Consider the following 16,247-nt stretch of genomic DNA (forward strand, 5'->3'; position numbering starts at 1 on the left):
TGGCCATCCCTCTTTTCAGGGATGGCAGGGTGGATACAACGCGAGCAAAGGCCGGTGGATCAGATTTCGACCTGATGACCGATCTCGACCAGACGTTCGCGCGGCAGGGTGAACCGGTCAGAGGCCCGCACCGCATTGCGATAGAGAAAGCCGAACAGGATACGACGCGGCGACACCATTTTCGGAGTTTTCAGATCGGGCACCACATCGTCATCCCCGGCGAAGAACACGACCTTGTCGAGTTCGAGCGTACATCCCTGTTCCTGCGCCTGACCCAAAACATAATAGAGGTTGGGAATTTCGACGAAACCAAAGGTGACATTGATCTGCCACAGCCCGCTGCCGACTTCTCTGACCGTCATGCGCTCGTCAGCCGGGATGCGCGGCACGGTATCGAACTTGACGTTGAGAATGACCACCTGCTCAGGCAGGCAGTGAAAGTCAGCCACATGGCGCATCACGATGGGGGGCAAGGCGCTCTCGTACCGTGAGAGAAACACCGCTGCCCCCGGTGTCCGAATGAGGTCGCCATCACGCAGTTTTTGCAGCACCTTGTCAGAGCGCTCGCCCAAGGGGGCGAGCCCCGCACGCAACAGGATGATACCCCGGCGCCAGGTCGTCATGATCACGTAAATAAAGAGCCCGATCAGAAGCGGGACATACCCGCCCTTGTCGATCTTGAGCAGATTGGCGACGAAGAACGCCACATCCACAACAGAGAAGCACAAGGCGACGGGGAGGGCTTTCCAGAGCGGCCATTCCCAGCGCTCGCGCATCACGTCAAAGATGAGCAATGTCGTCATCAGCATGGTGGTGGAAACCGCCGTGCCATAAGCCCCGGAAAGAGCGTCCGAACTCTTGAAGCTGAGCGCAATCAGCAACGTGATGACCATGAGCAGCCAGTTGACCACCGAAACATAAATCTGACCGTATTCGCTATCCGAGGTCTGCCGGATATTGAGACTGGGGAACCATCCGAGCTGCATTGCCTGCCGCGTGAGCGTGAAAGCCCCGGTGATGATGGCCTGACTGGCGATGATCGTTGCGAAGGTCGCAAGCACTACCATGGGCAGAACCAGAGCATGGGGCATGGTCGCGAAGAACGGATTGTCCTTGATCTGCGGATGGCTGACGAGAAAGGCCGTCTGACCCGCGTAGCTCAGCACAAGCATGGGCAGGACGATCACCGCCAGGGCCAGACGCACACTCGGACGCCCGACATGACTCATATCGGCATAAAGCGCCTCGGCACCCGTTACCGAGAGAAACACCGCGCCCAGAATGATCAGGCTGTTCGCACCATGCTCGTACAGGAAATGCAGGCCATAGAACGGGTTGAGACCGATCAGCACCGAGGGATCGTGAAGCAGAGAGAACAATCCAATCCCGCCAATGGCGAGAAACCACACCAGCATGATCGGCCCGAAAACAGCGCTGATACGCGCCGTGCCTAGCGGCTGGATGGCGAAGATACCGAAAAGGATGATCGTGGCGACGGGCAGGATGTAAGGCTGCAGGGACTTAGTCACGACCCCGATCCCTTCGATTGCGCTCAGAACCGAAATGGCCGGGGTAATGGCCCCGTCACCATAGAGCAGAGCGGCACCGAACAGCCCCGCTGCAGCCAGCAATGTGCCACGCGTATACCAGTGCTTGCCGAACGCGCCACCGACCAGGGAAAAGAGTGCGAGGATGCCGCCCTCACCCTTATTGTCGGCACGCATGACGACGGTGGCGTATTTGATGGCCACCACCAGGATCATGGTCCAGACCAGCAGGGAAAAGCCGCCAAGCAGGGTCGACCGATCGGTCGAGCCCGTGTCGTTCAGAACGGTCTGAAGGGTGTAAAGCGGGCTGGTTCCTATATCACCAAAGACGATACCGAGCGCCGCCAGAGCCCCCGGCAGCACTTTTCTTTTTTCCTCGGCCATAAGGCTCCCCGTTGGTCGTTATGGGTAGAATTCCCGCACAAATGAAGCCTGTCAGTCGTGGTGATGGGCGTCACCATCCAGCAATTTGACGTCGATGATCATGGCGCCGGAAAAATACATGGGCTTGACGAGATGCTTGATGATGTAGTGCCCATCGCCACCCTGAATATGGACTGGCACCGTGATGTCGTATCCCGAGAGCCGGGCGTCATAGGTGGCGTCAGAACCATTAAGCGTAACAAGGGCGGTCAGTTCATCGTTTGTCATAATTTTCTCCGCAAACCGTCTCGGTCTGGGATGAAACGAGACGCCCTGCTACCCGGTTGCAGGGCTTATCCGGTCTGCCAGCCATAGCCGATGAAGGCAATGCGACGCCCTGCGGGCATATCCTGCACCACGATGATCTGGCGTTCTTCCAGATAGGCCAGCTGGCGTCGCGCCCTTCCGAGAGAATGGGTGCCATAGGCCTCTGCAATCGCTTCATCGCCGGGGCAGGAAGCGCCATCGAGTGCGGCGCGCGCCAGAAGCAGGACTACGCCCTGCACGTCTTCGGGCAGGGAACGGGCGATATCGAGTGCCTGTTGCCAGCTTTCCTCCTGCGCCTGCAGGAAGCTGGATCCGGAACGCACGCTGGCCAGAAGCAGACGGAAAGCGCCAAGGTCGAGCACATTGCGGCTGAGCCGTTCGATACGCGCCCGCAGCTGGAAATCCTGATAAAGCGTCGCCAGGGGCCGATAGGCCGAGTCCGTCTCGGCGATCACAGCTTCCGTCAGGCGCCAGAGCAATTCGGGTGCCGCTTCCGCCTCTGGCACGGCCTCTTCAACCGGGGCAGCCGCGCTATAGGCATCGAGTTGCGCCAGAAGGTCGGGAGCCGGGGCGCGACGCTCTCTCGGGCGGGGCATTGTTTCAACCACGGGCTCGAGAATCAGGCTGTAATTATCTTCTGCAGGTCGGGCCTCGAAAGGGGTCAGCACGGGGCCGGTCGCATGGCTGGCTGTCTCGACGGTCCCGATCGTGACCATGAGCGGCCTGCGGCTGAGCGCAGGCCCCAGCGCCATGAACTGACCGCGCGCGAGATCGCGGAATCCCTCTGCCGTGCGGCGCTCCATACCCAGAAGATCGGCGGCGCGCAGCATGTCGATATCGAGAAAAGTGCGCCCCATAAGGAAGTTCGACGCCTCTGCCGCAACATTCTTGGCAAGCTTGGCCAGACGCTGTGTGGCGATCACCCCCGCCAGACCGCGCTTTCGACCGCGGCACATGAGGTTGGTCATCGCCCCGAGCGAAAGACGACGCGCCTCGTCGGAGGTATCGCCGCTCGCCACCGGCGCGAAAAGCTGCGCCTCGTCCACGACAACGAGGACCGGATACCAGTGCGCCCGCGGGGCCTCGAACATGCCGTTGAGAAATGACCCTGCCGCCCGAAGCTGCATTTCGGCTTCGACCGATTCCAGATTGAGCACCACAGAGGCGCGATGCGCGCGAGCGCGCTCACCGGCTGCGCGCAGTGTGGCCTCTGTCTGCTCCGACGCGTCGATGACCAGATGGCCGTATCTATCGGCCAGAGTGACGAAATCCCCCTCCGGATCGACAATCACCTGCTGGACGAGCGTAGCCGTCTGCTCCAGCAAGCGGCGCAGCAGATGCGACTTTCCGGACCCCGAATTTCCCTGCACAAGCAGGCGGGTTGCAAGGAGTTCGGTCAGGTCCAGCTGGACATCCGCGCCGTCTCGGCCACGGCCCATGGTGATGGATACGCTCATGGCGCTGTCCCTAGCGCAAACCGACCCCGAAGTCAGCCATGATGCGCGGCTTCCCGCTGCGCTGCCAGCCAGCTATCCGCCCCCTCGGCGGCCGCACGCCCGGTCGCAAAGCACGCCTGCAGCAGATAGCCCCCGGTAGGCGCCTCCCAGTCCAGCATCTCGCCAGCCACGAACACACCCGGGTGCTCGCGCAGCATGAGATTCGCGTCCAGTGCCGCGTGTCTGACACCGCCCGCTGTCGAGATTGCTCTGGCAAGTATATCCGGCGCAGTCAAAATGAGAGGACAGGCCTTGATCAGGCCCGCGAGAGCGCGATTGCCCTCTGCCTGTCCCCCGCCAGCCGTCGACATCGCCTCGCGAATCAACCAGCGCGCGACGGGCGAGAGCCCGAGACGACGCAGACGATTGGCCTGACTCTCTCGCGCGCGGAAACCATCCAGTCGTACAGCTAGAATCTCCGCATCCATGCCGGGGCGCAGATCGAGCGCGATGCGCAGACGCCCCTCGCGCGCCAGAACCTCGCGCCAGGAGGCCGACAAACGATAGACTGGCGCCCCTTCAATGCCTGTACGGGTGATGGTGACATCACCGCGCGCGCTCTGGCCTGCTCCGGTGAGCGTGACCGAATGCAATACCTCTCCATGAAACTGGGTGTGAAACGCCTCCGGAAGGGCGGTGAGAAACCCGCAATTGGCAGGCACTAGAGGCGTGACCGACCCAGGAGGCAGCAAGCCGGTCCAGTCACCATCGCTCCCGAGACGGGGCCATGAGGCGCCTCCCAGCGCCAGGATGACCGCGCTGGCCGCCCGGGTCACGGCACCGTCGGGGCTGTTGAAACGAAGCGCGCCCTGCGCATCCCACCCCTCCCAGCGATGACGCAGCGCGAAGCGCACGCCCTTTTCGGCAAGGCGCGCCAGCCACGCCCGCAGCAAAGGAGAAGCCTTCATGGCCTGCGGGAAGACGCGCCCGCTCGACCCGGTAAAACAGGGCTGGCCAAGCGCTTCGGCCCATTGTCTCAGCGCCTCAGGCGGAAACCGGTCGATCATCGGGGCCAGCCAGTGGCGCGCCGAACCGTAGCGGGTGAGAAAATCCTCTAGATTCTCGGCATGGGTCAGGTTCAACCCGCTGCGGCCTGCCATGAGGAACTTGCGCGCGACACTGGGCATCTGGTCGTACACGACAATCTCACGCCCCTGCGCGCGCTGGGGTGCGCTCAGCCATTCGGCAGCGGCCAGACCGGCCGGTCCGGCCCCGATAATGGCAATGGGTTGTCTCGTCTCCATGAGCGGCATTTAGGCCTCTTCACCAAATAGTGCCATAGACAGTCCCGATTACCCCTTGAGCCTTTCAAGGGAACCGCCACATCATCCGGCGCGCTGCCTGTCAGACCGGTATCAATTGTCTGATCGAGCCTGTTATTCCCTTATCGTGATCCTTCAGGACCGCCCATGATCGCTCTGAACTCAGAAGCCCTCTCGACCCTCCCCCCCAGCGTCGAGAGATTTTCCTATGATCGCGCCTCCCTGAAAACCGGGATCGTCCATCTCAGCGTCGGTAATTTTCATCGTGCGCATCAATGCTGGTACGTCGATCGCCTTCTGGCCGAGCCGGGCCAGGAAGGCTGGGGCTTCTGCGGTGTCGGGCTGATCGATGATGCGAACGAACGCCTCAAGCTTGAAGCCTTCCCGGCGCAGGATAATCTTTACACCCTCACCCGCTACGCTCCTGATGGAACCGTACGCCATCAGGTGATCGGCTCGATGCTCGATTACCTTTTCGCTCCGGCCGACCCGCAGGCAGTCCTGGCCCGCATGGCCGACCCCGCCACCCGCATCGTCTCGCTCACCATCACAGAAGGCGGGTATAATCAGGATCACGCCACAGGTGCCTACAAGCTCGCCACCCCGCTGACACAGCGTGAACTTGCCAATCCCGATGCCCCTGAATCCGCCTTCGGCTTCATCGTGGGGGCGTTGCGCATGCGCCGTGATGCCGGGATCGCGCCTTTCACTGTCATGTCCTGCGACAACCTTCGCGATAACGGCGTGGTGGCCAAGCGCTGCGTGATCAGCCACGCCAACGCCCTCGATCCTGAACTGGGAGCCTGGATCGAGACGCACGTCTCCTTCCCGAGCTCCATGGTGGATCGCATCACCCCGGCAGTACTCAAGGAAGACGCCGAACGCGTGAATGCGGAATGCGGTGTGATCGACCGCCTACCCGTGATCTCCGAGGAGTTCGCCCAGTGGGTTATCGAGGACAAATTCGTCAATGGCCGTCCGGCGCTCGAGACGGCGGGCGCGCAGATGGTCCCCGACGTTCACCCCTATGAGCTGGCCAAGGTGCGCATGCTCAATGCCTCGCACTCCATGCTGGCCTATCCCGGCCAGCTCTCGGGGCTCGAGACTGTGCGCGATGCGATCATCGACCCGCAGATCGGCCATCTGGTCGAGAGCTTCATGACCTGCGATGTCATTCCGCATCTCTCCGCCCCTGCCGGGATGCCACTCCCCAACTATCGCGATCTGATCATCGCCCGGTTCAGCAATCCCGATGTGGGCGACAGGCTGGCCCGCATCACAGGCGATGGTGCCAGCAAACTGCCGGTATTCCTTGCCCCAAGCTGGAACAGGCTGGTCGCTACCGGGGGCGAGTTACGCCGCATGGCATTCGTTCTGGCCTGCTTCATTCGCTATCTGCATGGGCGGACCGATCAGGGCGAGGCCTTCACCCCGTTTGAGCCGGCGCTGTCCGAGAGCCAGCATGCCCTCGCCCGGAGCTGGGACAGCGTGTTCAGCATGACGGTGTTCGAGAGCTTCGCCCTCGAGCCGGTTCATATCAGTCTCATTCGTGAAATGGCCGAAAGCATGGAACAGCGCGGCACGGCTGCCGTTCTGGGTGAGGTTCTGGCAGAAACCGGTCTACCGTCCTGAGAACACGGAAGGCGTGACCGCTCTGCCGCTTGGAGATGAGAAGGCAGCTTCATGGTCACGCAATCTGCATCCACCCGATATTCCGGCCCTGATTTCGCAGGGGGCAGCCTATCGACGCTCGCTGCTATCAAGCCTAGCGAAGCCAGAGGCAGGCTCGTATGGCGCTGTGCTTCCGGTCTGGGTCTCACGCTCGCGCTTGGCTTCGCCGCACCGGCAGTACAGGCGAGACCTCTCGACTCCCTCTCCGGCGCGACAAGCTGGATCAACACCCCGCCCCTGACCGCCGACGCTCTCAAGGGCAAGGTGGTCCTGGTCGATTTCTGGACCTATTCCTGCATCAACTGCCTGCGCGAACTGCCCTATGTCGAAGCCTGGGCCGCCAAATACAAATCCTACGGGCTGGTGGTGATCGGCGTCCACGCCCCGGAATTCGCCTTCGAAAAAAATCTCGACAACATCAAGAAGGCCGTTGGCCGGTTTCATATTACCTTTCCGATTGCCGTCGATAATGACCGGGCAATCTGGAACGGCTTTAACAATGAATACTGGCCCGCCGCCTATTTCGTCGGGGGCGATGGCAAGATCCAGGCGCATCATTTCGGAGAGGGCGATTATGCCCAGTCGGAACATCTGATCCAGACGATGCTGCATGAAAACGGCGCAGCCAATGTCCCGGACGACCTCGTCCATCCCGATGGCAAGGGAGAGCAGTCGGAAGCCGATCTCTCTGCCATAGGTTCACCTGAAACCTATATCGGCTATGAACGTGCGAACCACTTCATCTCGACAGGTGGTGCCGTTCAGGACTCAGCCAATGATTATGTGGTCGATTCACCCCCTGCCCTGAATGACTGGGGCTTGACCGGAAACTGGACAATCGGGCCTGAATCCGCGCGGTTGAACAAGCCAGGCGGGAGTATCCTGTTCCATTTTCATGCGCGCGATCTGCATCTGGTGCTCGGACCGAGCAAGCCAGACATGCCGGTGAAGTTCCGGGTCACGATCGATGGCCATGCTCCGGGAGTGATGCATGGCAGCGATTGCGACAGTGAGGGGATGGGCATGGTCACGGGTCAGCGGCTTTATCAACTGGTCCGGCAGCCGGATGACGCCGTGAGCGACCATGTCTTTCGCATCGAATTCCTGTCGCCAGGCGTCGATGCCTTTTCCTTCACTTTCGGCTGACCCTTCAGCAGGCGGCCGCAAGCCGCCTGCCAGATCCTGTGGAAAACGGATCAGAAGCTGGTCGACACCGTACCCGTCATGGTGAAACGTGCGGCAGTCATGAAGGAGTTACCGTAACCGGTATAAGGGGCAAGGCTACCGCTATAGACGGTGCTCGGGTCCTTCGCGCTGTAGATTGCGCCCATCGCACCGGTGCGCACAATCGAGCCAGTCACGTTGGCAAAATTCAGCTTGATGGTGGGGGATTGGGCAATCCCGACCGGCTTGAAGCGATAACCAAGAGAGATCGTATTGGTCACGAAGCCCGGCATGCGCTGGTCGCCCGCGACACTGACGGATTGCGGCCCCGTATAATGCAGGCTCGCATTGCCGAAGAAGCCGGCATATTTGTAGGTCAGACCGAAATTGGCCAGGACGCGGGGCGCCATGATCGCCTGCGTGCCCTTCGAGTTCAGCATGACATTCGTGTAGGGGTCGAACACATTGCTGTCTTGCACGGCGTGCAGATATTCGACCGAGGCATAGGGGCTGAACCCGTGAACCGGTCGCCCCGAGATCATGAAATCGAAACCGCGCATATGTTGGTTACCGATCGAGAATGGCGCGAACTGGTTCATGCCAAGATACTGGTTCACGATGCGATTGGTGACATTGTAATTGAAGAACGATGCATCCAGAATGATGTACTGGTCATGATACCGGTAGCCCAGCTCTTCCTTGATCGAATACTGGTTCTTCGGAATCGGCACGCTGGTATAGAGCCACCCCAGATCCACTGCGCTGGGCTGGCGGTAATCGCCTTCCGCATTCAGATAGACCTGATTATGCTCATCGATGGTGTATCCGACTGAAAGCTGAGGCAACGGTGCCGTCCTGTTATTGGACATGCGACCGTACAAATCCTTGTTCCAGGTATTGGACATGACAAACTTGAAGCCTGCCTGAATATCGAGCTTGTCGTTCAGATATTTGGCGTGATCCTCGACAAACAGACTATGGATTTCCGTGCCTGCATTCTGCTGATCACCGGCATCGATACGATAGGCCGCCCAGTTGGGGCTGGGCGCCGCGCCGTTATCCTGCGTGTAGCTCGTGGGATAGGATTGCTGGGTGTAGTTGTTTTCGTACCAGTATCCGAACGAGACATGATTGTGACGGTCCACGTCTACCCCGAACTTGGCCGTGGCTCCCCGGCGCTCCGTCGCACCCTGAAGGAAGTAACTGGTGACATTGCGCGTGGTGCCGTCGGCCTGCGTGACAGTGCCACCCGGTGAGGCATCCCACCCGCGACCGATGCTGTAATAGGGCTGCAGGTCGAAGGCGAGGGGGCGCGTCAGGACAATATGAATAGGGGCAGAGAGAAAGACCTGATTCCAGTAATCGGTATTATTTTTCCAGTAATTTATGTTGTTCGAATTTGCGGAACGTCCGTACCCCTCGCCAGTATGCTTGTATTTGTAGAATTCCTGCGCCGTCGGGTAATTGTCGATCGTGAAATCTTCCCAGTTCCACGAAACGAAAGCCTTCGCGAAAGACCCGTTCCTCCACTGCTTGTTCAGACCGAAATCGACATGACGACGATCATTGATGCCCGCCCCCATCCAGCTACGCGTATGGGTATTCGAGAACGACACATAGCCTCGCACACCGCTATGGCCGATCTCACCTGTTTCCAGACGGATGAACTCGCGCGAGAGGTTGTTGGTGCCATAGGAAAAATCGACCAGCCCGCCGAATTTCTTGTCAGGCGTATGGGTGGTTTCGTTCATCGTGCCGCTGGCAGCCGACATGACGGGGAGAGCGGTTTCCGAACTGCCGGGCGTGAGAGAGACGGATTCAACGTTCTCCGTATCGATATTCTCGGTGATGTATTTCGCTGCGGCGGCCGGTGCCCCATCGACAAGAAGCGCCATATCCAGATCGGTCAGACCACGCGTCTGGATCTGGCCACCCTGCATGCCATAGGGGTCGGGCGTACTGATGCTGACACTCGGCAGGTTCTGGATCAGGTCCAGCGCTGTGCTGGAAGGATTGCGCATGGAGATATATTCATGATCGACCGTCTGCACATTGCGTGGCGCGTGTTCGATACGCATCATTCCGCCACCGCCATTCAGCGCCTGACGTGAGGTGGTGACCGAGATCTCCTCTGCCTCCTTGGCCTCAACAGCATGTTTGCGCGCAGGGCCGCCAGATGCCCGGGAGTGCGCGGGCGAAACAGGACGAGCATGCGTCCGCGCGTGGCCGGAGGCAGAGACCAGAGGTGTTGCCGCGAGGGCGACGTTCTGGGAGAGGCAGGTCGCCGAAGCCAGAAACACCGCAAGCCCGGCCTTACGCTTCATCCGGCCAAATACGTACGCCATCGAGACCCTCTTCACAGTTTCGGAAAGTTTTCTGAATTATTACTTCAGGGACACAAAGTTACATCCCTGCCGCATCACAACGCAGCTTCCTGTCTGCACGAACACAAGCAGGTATACAAGTCAAAACCATGACGGAATGTGTCGACAATGGAATGATACGGTTGCGTGTGTGGCTTTCGCGGCTGTTGAGTGGGGCTCTCAGGAGGTCACTCAGAGAGGGGCAGCTTCAGCGCATCAGGTGTTCTGCGCGTGCCTGACCAGGCAAAAGCGGAACACGATCCCGCAAACGCCTGAAGGGCATCCCGTGCTTATCCATGCTCAACTCGACGGGAGAGAGGCTCGATAAGCCCGCAACTTGCGCGCTAACGCGATGGCCCCCCGTAGCACGCAAGAGGACGATATCAAAGATCGATATCGAGCCCTATATCAAGGGCTTTCACGCTGTGGGTCAGCCAGCCCAGAGACAACACATCGACACCCGAGGCCGCTATGGCGGGGGCGGTCTCGGGAGTAATCCCACCCGAGGCTTCGGTCAGGGCGCGCCCCTTCACCATTTCTACCGCACAGCGCAACAGCTCGGGGGTCATGTTGTCCAGCAGGAAAACATTCGCACCGCCGCAGGCCAGAGCCGCCTCGAGCTGGTCGAGCGTATCGACCTCGAGCGCAATCGCCATCAGATGGCCCGCGCGCTGACGGGCCGATTTGAGCGCGGAGGCGACACCGCCGCAAAGGGCAATATGGTTATCCTTGATCAGGATGGCGTCATCGAGCCGGTAGCGATGATTACTGCCTCCCCCCGCCTTGACCGCATATTTCTGCACGGCGCGCAGGCCGGGTAGCGTCTTTCTGGTGCAGCAGATGCGCGCCTTGCTGCCCTTGACGGCATCCACAACCTGCCGTGTCGAGGTCGCAATGCCGCTCAGATGCGAGAGCAGATTCAGGGCTGTGCGTTCCCCACCCAGAACGACCTCGGCAGGCCCTTCCACTTCCGCCAGGATATCACGCGGGACGATGCGGGCGCCGTCTGCCTTGAGCGCATTGAAGCTGATCTGCGGATCGAGCAGGGTGAAGGCCAGCCGCACGCCAGCCATACCGGCTACGACACCCTCATGGCGCGCTCTGAAAACGGCGCGAAGGCGCTGACCGGGATGGACGATTGCCTGTGAGGTCGCATCGCCCCCGGTGCCGAAATCCTCGGCGAGACCGGCACGAATGATGGGCTCCCACATCAGATCGGGCAATGGCGGAAGGGATAGGGTCATGCGGGTTCAAGGCTCCGTTCCTGAAGGCCGATATCCTCCAGGGTAAAATGAAAACGTCCGGCGCAGGCAGAATCCTCCCCATCCACACGCCAGTGGCTGCCACGACTCTCCCGTCGGCGTAGCGCAGCGGAGGCGATGGCAGCCCCGACCAGTGCATGATCGTCGCGGCTGGCGAGCGGTGTGAGATAGCTGGTCAGGGCCTGCAATCCCTCACGGTCGCGCAGAATGCCTGCCCCGCGATCCATCTGGGGGCCGAAACTGGCCGAGCTGAGCCGCGGGGGCCGAATGGGGTTCTGGCAGGAATGGCGGTCACGGGCTGCGTTGTTCACATCCCATGCAACGGCCCGCCCCATCACGAAAGCCTCGAGCAGGGAATTGCTCGCCAGCCTGTTGGCACCATGCAGCCCCGTGCACGCCACCTCGCCGCATGCCCACAAACCGGGCACACTGGCCCTGCCATGCAGATCCGTTGCAACGCCGCCCATATGGTAGTGAACGGCAGGGCGTACCGGGATCGGCATACGGTCGGGATCGATACCGTATTGGGCACACACGCGCGCGATACCGGGAAATTGCCGCGAAAAGACCTGCTTCAGGCCTTTCCCGCCGCGACCGCTGCGCGCATCGAGAAAGACACGATGACCGTCGAGACGATGTCGTGCAATCGCTCTCGAAACGCGGTCGCGGGAATGCAGCTCGTCGGTGAAGCGCTCGCCTGTCTCATCGATCAGGACGGCACCGGCGCCGCGCACTGCTTCACTGATCAGGGGGGAACGACCGCCACCGGTCTCCACATCGAGCGCAGTAGGATGGAACTGTACGAATTCCATGTCCGCCAGCCGGGCTCCGGCACGTGCCGCAGCAGCAAGCCCCCGACCGGTATTGCTGGACGGGCTCGTGGCGCCGACATAAAGCGCCCCTGCCCCGCCACAAGCCAGGATACAATGATTGGTAGGGATGAATTGCCCGGTATTGAGCCACACACCGCGCACCCGCCCCTCGATCACATGAATATGGTCGAGCGTCACCCCATCGAGCACAACGATACGCGATGAAGCCCGCACCTGCGCAATAAGCGCCTGCATGATTCCGGCACCCGAGCTGTCACCGCTCACATGGGCGATGCGCGCGCGCGAATGTGCGGCCTCGAGATGCAGATCCAGATCGGTCTCGCCCTTGCGTGTGAAGGCAACGCCCCAGTCAAGCAGGGTCGCGATGGCAGAAGGCCCCGCGCCAATGATGGCTTCGACCGCCCGGGTATCGCACAACCCGTCACCCGCCTCGATGGTATCGCGCATATGCAGCGCCACATCGTCATCATTGCCGATAGCGGCGGCCAGACCACCCTGGGCCAGTGCACTCGCGGCATCCTCCCCCAGTGGCGAGGGGCTCAGGACCACGCAGGGCCGATCCAGATGCAGGGCAGCAGAAAGCCCGGCAAGCCCCGCCCCTGCGATGACCGGCCAGCCTGCAAAGCGGGTGAGCGTCATCATCCTGTGTTCCTCAGACCGCCAGCATGCGCTCGACAGCCCGTCGCGCCTGCGGAAAGAGCGCATCCGGGATGGTGACTTCCTCTTCCATGGTCTCGAGCGCGCGCCGTATCGCCGGCAGAGTGATGCGCTTCATGTGGGGGCAGAGATTGCAGGGGCGAACGAATTCGACCGCAGGATTGAGCGCCGCCAGATTATCGCTCATGGAGCATTCGGTCACCAGCAGGACCTTGGCAGGCTGCCGGACCGCCACGAATTCCATCATCCCCGCAGTTGAGCCTGCATAATCGGCCTCAGCCACCACCTCGGGCGGGCACTCCGGATGGGCCAGCACCACCACGCCCGGATGCATACGCCGATACTGACGGATTTCGAGCGGGGTGAAACGCTCATGCACCTCGCAATGACCCGGCCATGTCAGCATCTCGATACCGGTCTCGTTCTGGATGTTCTTCGCCAGGAATTCGTCGGGAATCATGATGACACGCGGCACACCAAGGCTCTCGACAACCTTCTTGGCATTTCCCGACGTACAGCAGATATCCGTCTCGGCCTTCACCGCGACGGAGCTGTTCACATAGGTCACCACAGGCACACCGGGATAGGTCGCCTTGAGCGCGCGCACATTCTCGGCCGTAATCGACTCTGCCAGTGAGCACCCCGCCATCGAGTCAGGGATCAGGACGGTTTTCTCGGGGTTCATCAGCTTGGCGGTCTCGGCCATGAAATGCACGCCCGCCATGACGATCACCTGTTCCTGCGTGTTCTGGGCTTCACGCGCCAGGGCAAGGCTGTCGCCACGGATATCCGAGATACAGTGGAAGATTTCAGGGGTCTGGTAGTTATGCGCCAGGATCACAGCATTGCGCTCGCGCTTCAGGCGCAGGATGGCCCGGATATCGTCAGCGAAATTCTGCTCCCAGTCCTCTCGCGTCATGAGCCGCGAGACCGGCGCATAGAGTTCGTCGCTGCGGTCTCTGACGAGGGTCATCTGATCCATAAGATCCTCTCCACTGATTTATGCTCTCATTGAGCATAATAGGGATAAAAACGTTAGGACCCTTACATTGGGTCAGGCGGGACCTTTGTCAAAGCCACATTGGCGTGATTGGTGCTAAATTCCCCATGGACGCCTTCACGCCGAGCGGGCGATGGGCAGTTTGGAGCCCATCAACTGACGGGTTCCGATAACTTCGCGGCGGAAACGGTAGAGCCGTGCAGGACGGCCCTGCGGCTGGACGGCCGCCTCGCCCGTTTCCTCGACGAGTTCCTGCGCGAGGATGAGACGTCGGAAATTCTGCTTGTGCAACGGTCGTCCGGCAATCGCCTCGACCGTCCGCTGCAACTGCCAGAGCGTGAAGGTTTCGGGCATCAGCTCGAACACAACGGGGCGGTACCGTATCTTGGCGCGCAGACGCGCCAGAGCCGTGGCGAGGATACGCCTCCTGTCTGAAGGCATGGATCGTCCGGGCACCAGCCAGACCCCGGGATTGCGCGATTCCGGCAAGAGCTCCGCCTCCCAGAGCAATTCATAGCGATGAAGCACCAGCTCATCGTTCCAGGGTTGACCGTCCAGCCCGAAAGTCTCGGCACAGCGCCATTGACGCGCTGCATCGCGCCCGGCCCAACCCGACAAGGCACGGGCAATCTCCGCATTCAGGCTCTCCGCGCCGTTTTCGCGCCAGCTCTCCCAGGGGAAATACTCATAGAGACCACGCCAGCCCTCCTGAGCATCCTCAAGCCTTGTCAGGCCCATATAGGAAATACGGATCAGTCGAGGCTCATCCGGTCCCTCCGTGGCATCCAGTGCCTCGGCGAAGGTGTAGAGTTGCTCGATATGGCCCAGATGACACTGGGTCTGCTGCTCGACCCATAATCTCATGCCGCGCTGCAACGAGCGATGGCCTGTCTCGAGCGGACCTGAAGGAAGATTGCGCCCCTGATCGAGCGTGAGCACGAGCGGTTCCTCGTCCTGGACGGCAATCAGCACCGCGACGAGTTCGGAACGTATGGCGCTCATGCTGTCACCACGCGGCCGGTCGTCAGCACGAGCAGCGCACGCAGGATATCCTCCGGTGCAGGAGGGCAGCCGCGCAGGGCAACATCGCAGCGTTGCATACCGGCCAGCCCGGCCTCCATGATCCCTCCTAGCACGGCGTAATTGGTGGCAAACGGCCCCGCGCCCAGGGCGCAATCCCCGATCGCAACCACACCTTTGGGAGACGGCATTGCAGCCCAGCGGGCCTGAAGGGCGGGAAGCATGGCACGCGTCACCACACCCGTCACGAAAAGCAGCTCCGCATCGAGCGGCGTCTCGACAAAACGGATGTCATGACGCGCCAGATCATAAGCCGCCCCCTGAAGAGCCTGCGTTTCTACCAGACAACCATTGCACCCACCGCCCGCCACGACGTGCAGTGTCAGGGGGCGCGGTGCCGGCGGGAGCGCGCTGCGAGGCCGCCATTTGTGAGCGTCCAGAAGGGCGCGCAGGAATATCATGGACAGGTCCGCTCATCTCGTTCGTGGTGATCAAGACCATAACCCCGGCTCTGGAAAAATCCCATCATGTCACCCGACTTCGCCCAGCATATCCCGACCGAATGGCACCGGGCCATCCTCGATGCGCCTCATGTGAAACGCTGGCTCAGGGGCATAGAGAAGGCCTTCGAGGTGCACAGGGTCACCATACGGGATGCCGTGCGCTTTGGGGATCGCATCGGCTTCGTGTTCGCCGAAGCCGAGGCATTGCACGATGGTCAGCCCGTTCCGCGCTACGCCGTGCTGCGGGGCGATTCTGTAGGTATCCTTGTCGTCGTCAACCCTGGGTTGCCATCTGCTCGCCTGCTTCTCACCAGCGAGCCAAGACTGCCGGTCGCAGAAAGCGCCCAGATATCGCTCCCTGCCGGGATGATCGATGACGGCGCAGTGGAGAGCGCAGCCCTGCGCGAATTTGCCGAAGAGACAGGGATTACCCTTGAGCTCCGTGCAGAGGCGCTGATCGAGCTCGGCACCTACACCCTGTCACCGGGCGGGTGTGACGAGCGCATTACCCTGTATGCCCTCGAACTCGCTTTGAACGATGCTGAGATGGCGGCGCTCGAGCATCGCAGGACAGGGCTTGCTGCGGAGAACGAGCAGATCACCCTGCGTCTTCTGCCGCTCGATGACGTGCCAGCACTCGTCACGCAGGATGCCAAGCTGCGCCTTGCATGGCACCTGTATGTCGCCCGGAACGGGCAGTGAGAGGAGGACCGGACGTGTCCGGGCAAAACTCCCGTCTTCGTCGTTTTGCCCATGACGATGTCCTGAACTTGCGGTAA

General features: G+C 61.0%; 13 protein-coding genes. 3 read left to right on the forward strand and 10 right to left on the reverse strand.

Translation table 11 applies throughout. The features are described 5' to 3' along the window. Window positions 1–59: 59 nt before the first annotated feature. The 4 genes from AA0535_RS03235 to AA0535_RS03250 form a co-directional block, all read right to left on the reverse strand. Entirely contained in the window at window positions 60–1,931 is a 1,872-nt protein-coding gene (locus AA0535_RS03235) for a potassium transporter Kup (RefSeq protein WP_264814472.1), read from the reverse strand. 51 nt (window positions 1,932–1,982) lie between these two features. Beyond that, window positions 1,983–2,198, reverse strand: a complete 216-nt coding sequence (locus AA0535_RS03240) for a hypothetical protein (RefSeq protein WP_264814473.1) — start codon at window positions 2,196–2,198, stop codon at window positions 1,983–1,985. Window positions 2,199–2,263: 65 nt separating this feature from the next. Continuing rightward, on the reverse strand, window positions 2,264–3,694 hold the full coding sequence (locus tag AA0535_RS03245) for an ATP-binding protein (RefSeq protein ID WP_264814475.1): 1,431 nt from the start codon (window positions 3,692–3,694) through the stop codon (window positions 2,264–2,266). A 32-nt stretch (window positions 3,695–3,726) separates the two neighbouring features. Next, window positions 3,727–4,986, reverse strand: coding sequence for a TIGR03862 family flavoprotein (locus tag AA0535_RS03250; RefSeq protein WP_264814476.1), 1,260 nt, complete (start codon window positions 4,984–4,986; stop codon window positions 3,727–3,729). Window positions 4,987–5,142: 156 nt separating this feature from the next. Between AA0535_RS03250 and AA0535_RS03255 the strand changes: the two genes are divergently transcribed. Together AA0535_RS03255 and AA0535_RS03260 are read left to right on the forward strand one after the other, a co-directional pair. Further along, window positions 5,143–6,627 carry a mannitol dehydrogenase family protein gene (locus tag AA0535_RS03255; protein ID WP_264814477.1) on the forward strand — a complete coding sequence of 495 codons (1,485 nt, stop codon included), beginning with the start codon at window positions 5,143–5,145 and terminating at the stop codon, window positions 6,625–6,627. 51 nt (window positions 6,628–6,678) lie between these two features. Beyond that, window positions 6,679–7,812 (forward strand): redoxin family protein, encoded by a 1,134-nt coding sequence (locus AA0535_RS03260; protein ID WP_264814478.1) that lies wholly within the window; start codon window positions 6,679–6,681, stop codon window positions 7,810–7,812. Window positions 7,813–7,862: 50 nt separating this feature from the next. Here the strand turns inward: AA0535_RS03260 and AA0535_RS03265 are convergent, their stop codons facing one another. The 6 genes from AA0535_RS03265 to AA0535_RS03290 all read right to left on the reverse strand — a co-directional run bounded on the left by AA0535_RS03265 (window position 7,863) and on the right by AA0535_RS03290 (window position 15,426). Continuing rightward, entirely contained in the window at window positions 7,863–10,175 is a 2,313-nt protein-coding gene (locus AA0535_RS03265) for a TonB-dependent receptor (protein WP_264814479.1), read from the reverse strand. A 401-nt stretch (window positions 10,176–10,576) separates the two neighbouring features. After that, window positions 10,577–11,437, reverse strand: a complete 861-nt coding sequence (gene nadC, locus AA0535_RS03270; protein ID WP_264814480.1) for a carboxylating nicotinate-nucleotide diphosphorylase — start codon at window positions 11,435–11,437, stop codon at window positions 10,577–10,579. Next, complete coding sequence (locus AA0535_RS03275; RefSeq protein ID WP_264814481.1) at window positions 11,434–12,930, reverse strand: L-aspartate oxidase; 1,497 nt, start codon at window positions 12,928–12,930, stop codon at window positions 11,434–11,436. The genes nadC and AA0535_RS03275 overlap by 4 nt, the downstream gene beginning before the upstream one ends. A 10-nt stretch (window positions 12,931–12,940) precedes the next feature. Continuing rightward, the gene (gene nadA, locus AA0535_RS03280; protein ID WP_373319265.1) at window positions 12,941–13,918 is read right to left on the reverse strand and encodes a quinolinate synthase NadA; all 978 of its coding nucleotides are present in this window, start codon (window positions 13,916–13,918) and stop codon (window positions 12,941–12,943) included. 144 nt (window positions 13,919–14,062) lie between these two features. Beyond that, entirely contained in the window at window positions 14,063–14,947 is an 885-nt protein-coding gene (locus AA0535_RS03285; protein WP_306310213.1) for an NUDIX hydrolase, read from the reverse strand. Beyond that, entirely contained in the window at window positions 14,944–15,426 is a 483-nt protein-coding gene (locus tag AA0535_RS03290; RefSeq protein ID WP_264814483.1) for an NADH-quinone oxidoreductase subunit B family protein, read from the reverse strand. The genes AA0535_RS03285 and AA0535_RS03290 overlap by 4 nt, the downstream gene beginning before the upstream one ends. A 66-nt stretch (window positions 15,427–15,492) precedes the next feature. Here AA0535_RS03290 and AA0535_RS03295 point away from each other — a divergent pair, with 66 nt between their 5' ends. After that, window positions 15,493–16,170: an NUDIX hydrolase gene (locus tag AA0535_RS03295; protein ID WP_264814484.1), complete on the forward strand. Its 678-nt coding sequence runs from the start codon at window positions 15,493–15,495 to the stop codon at window positions 16,168–16,170. Window positions 16,171–16,247 lie beyond the last annotated feature (77 nt).

This window comes from Asaia krungthepensis NRIC 0535 (assembly GCF_025995175.1).
GTDB classification, from domain to species: Bacteria; Pseudomonadota; Alphaproteobacteria; order Acetobacterales; family Acetobacteraceae; genus Asaia; species Asaia krungthepensis.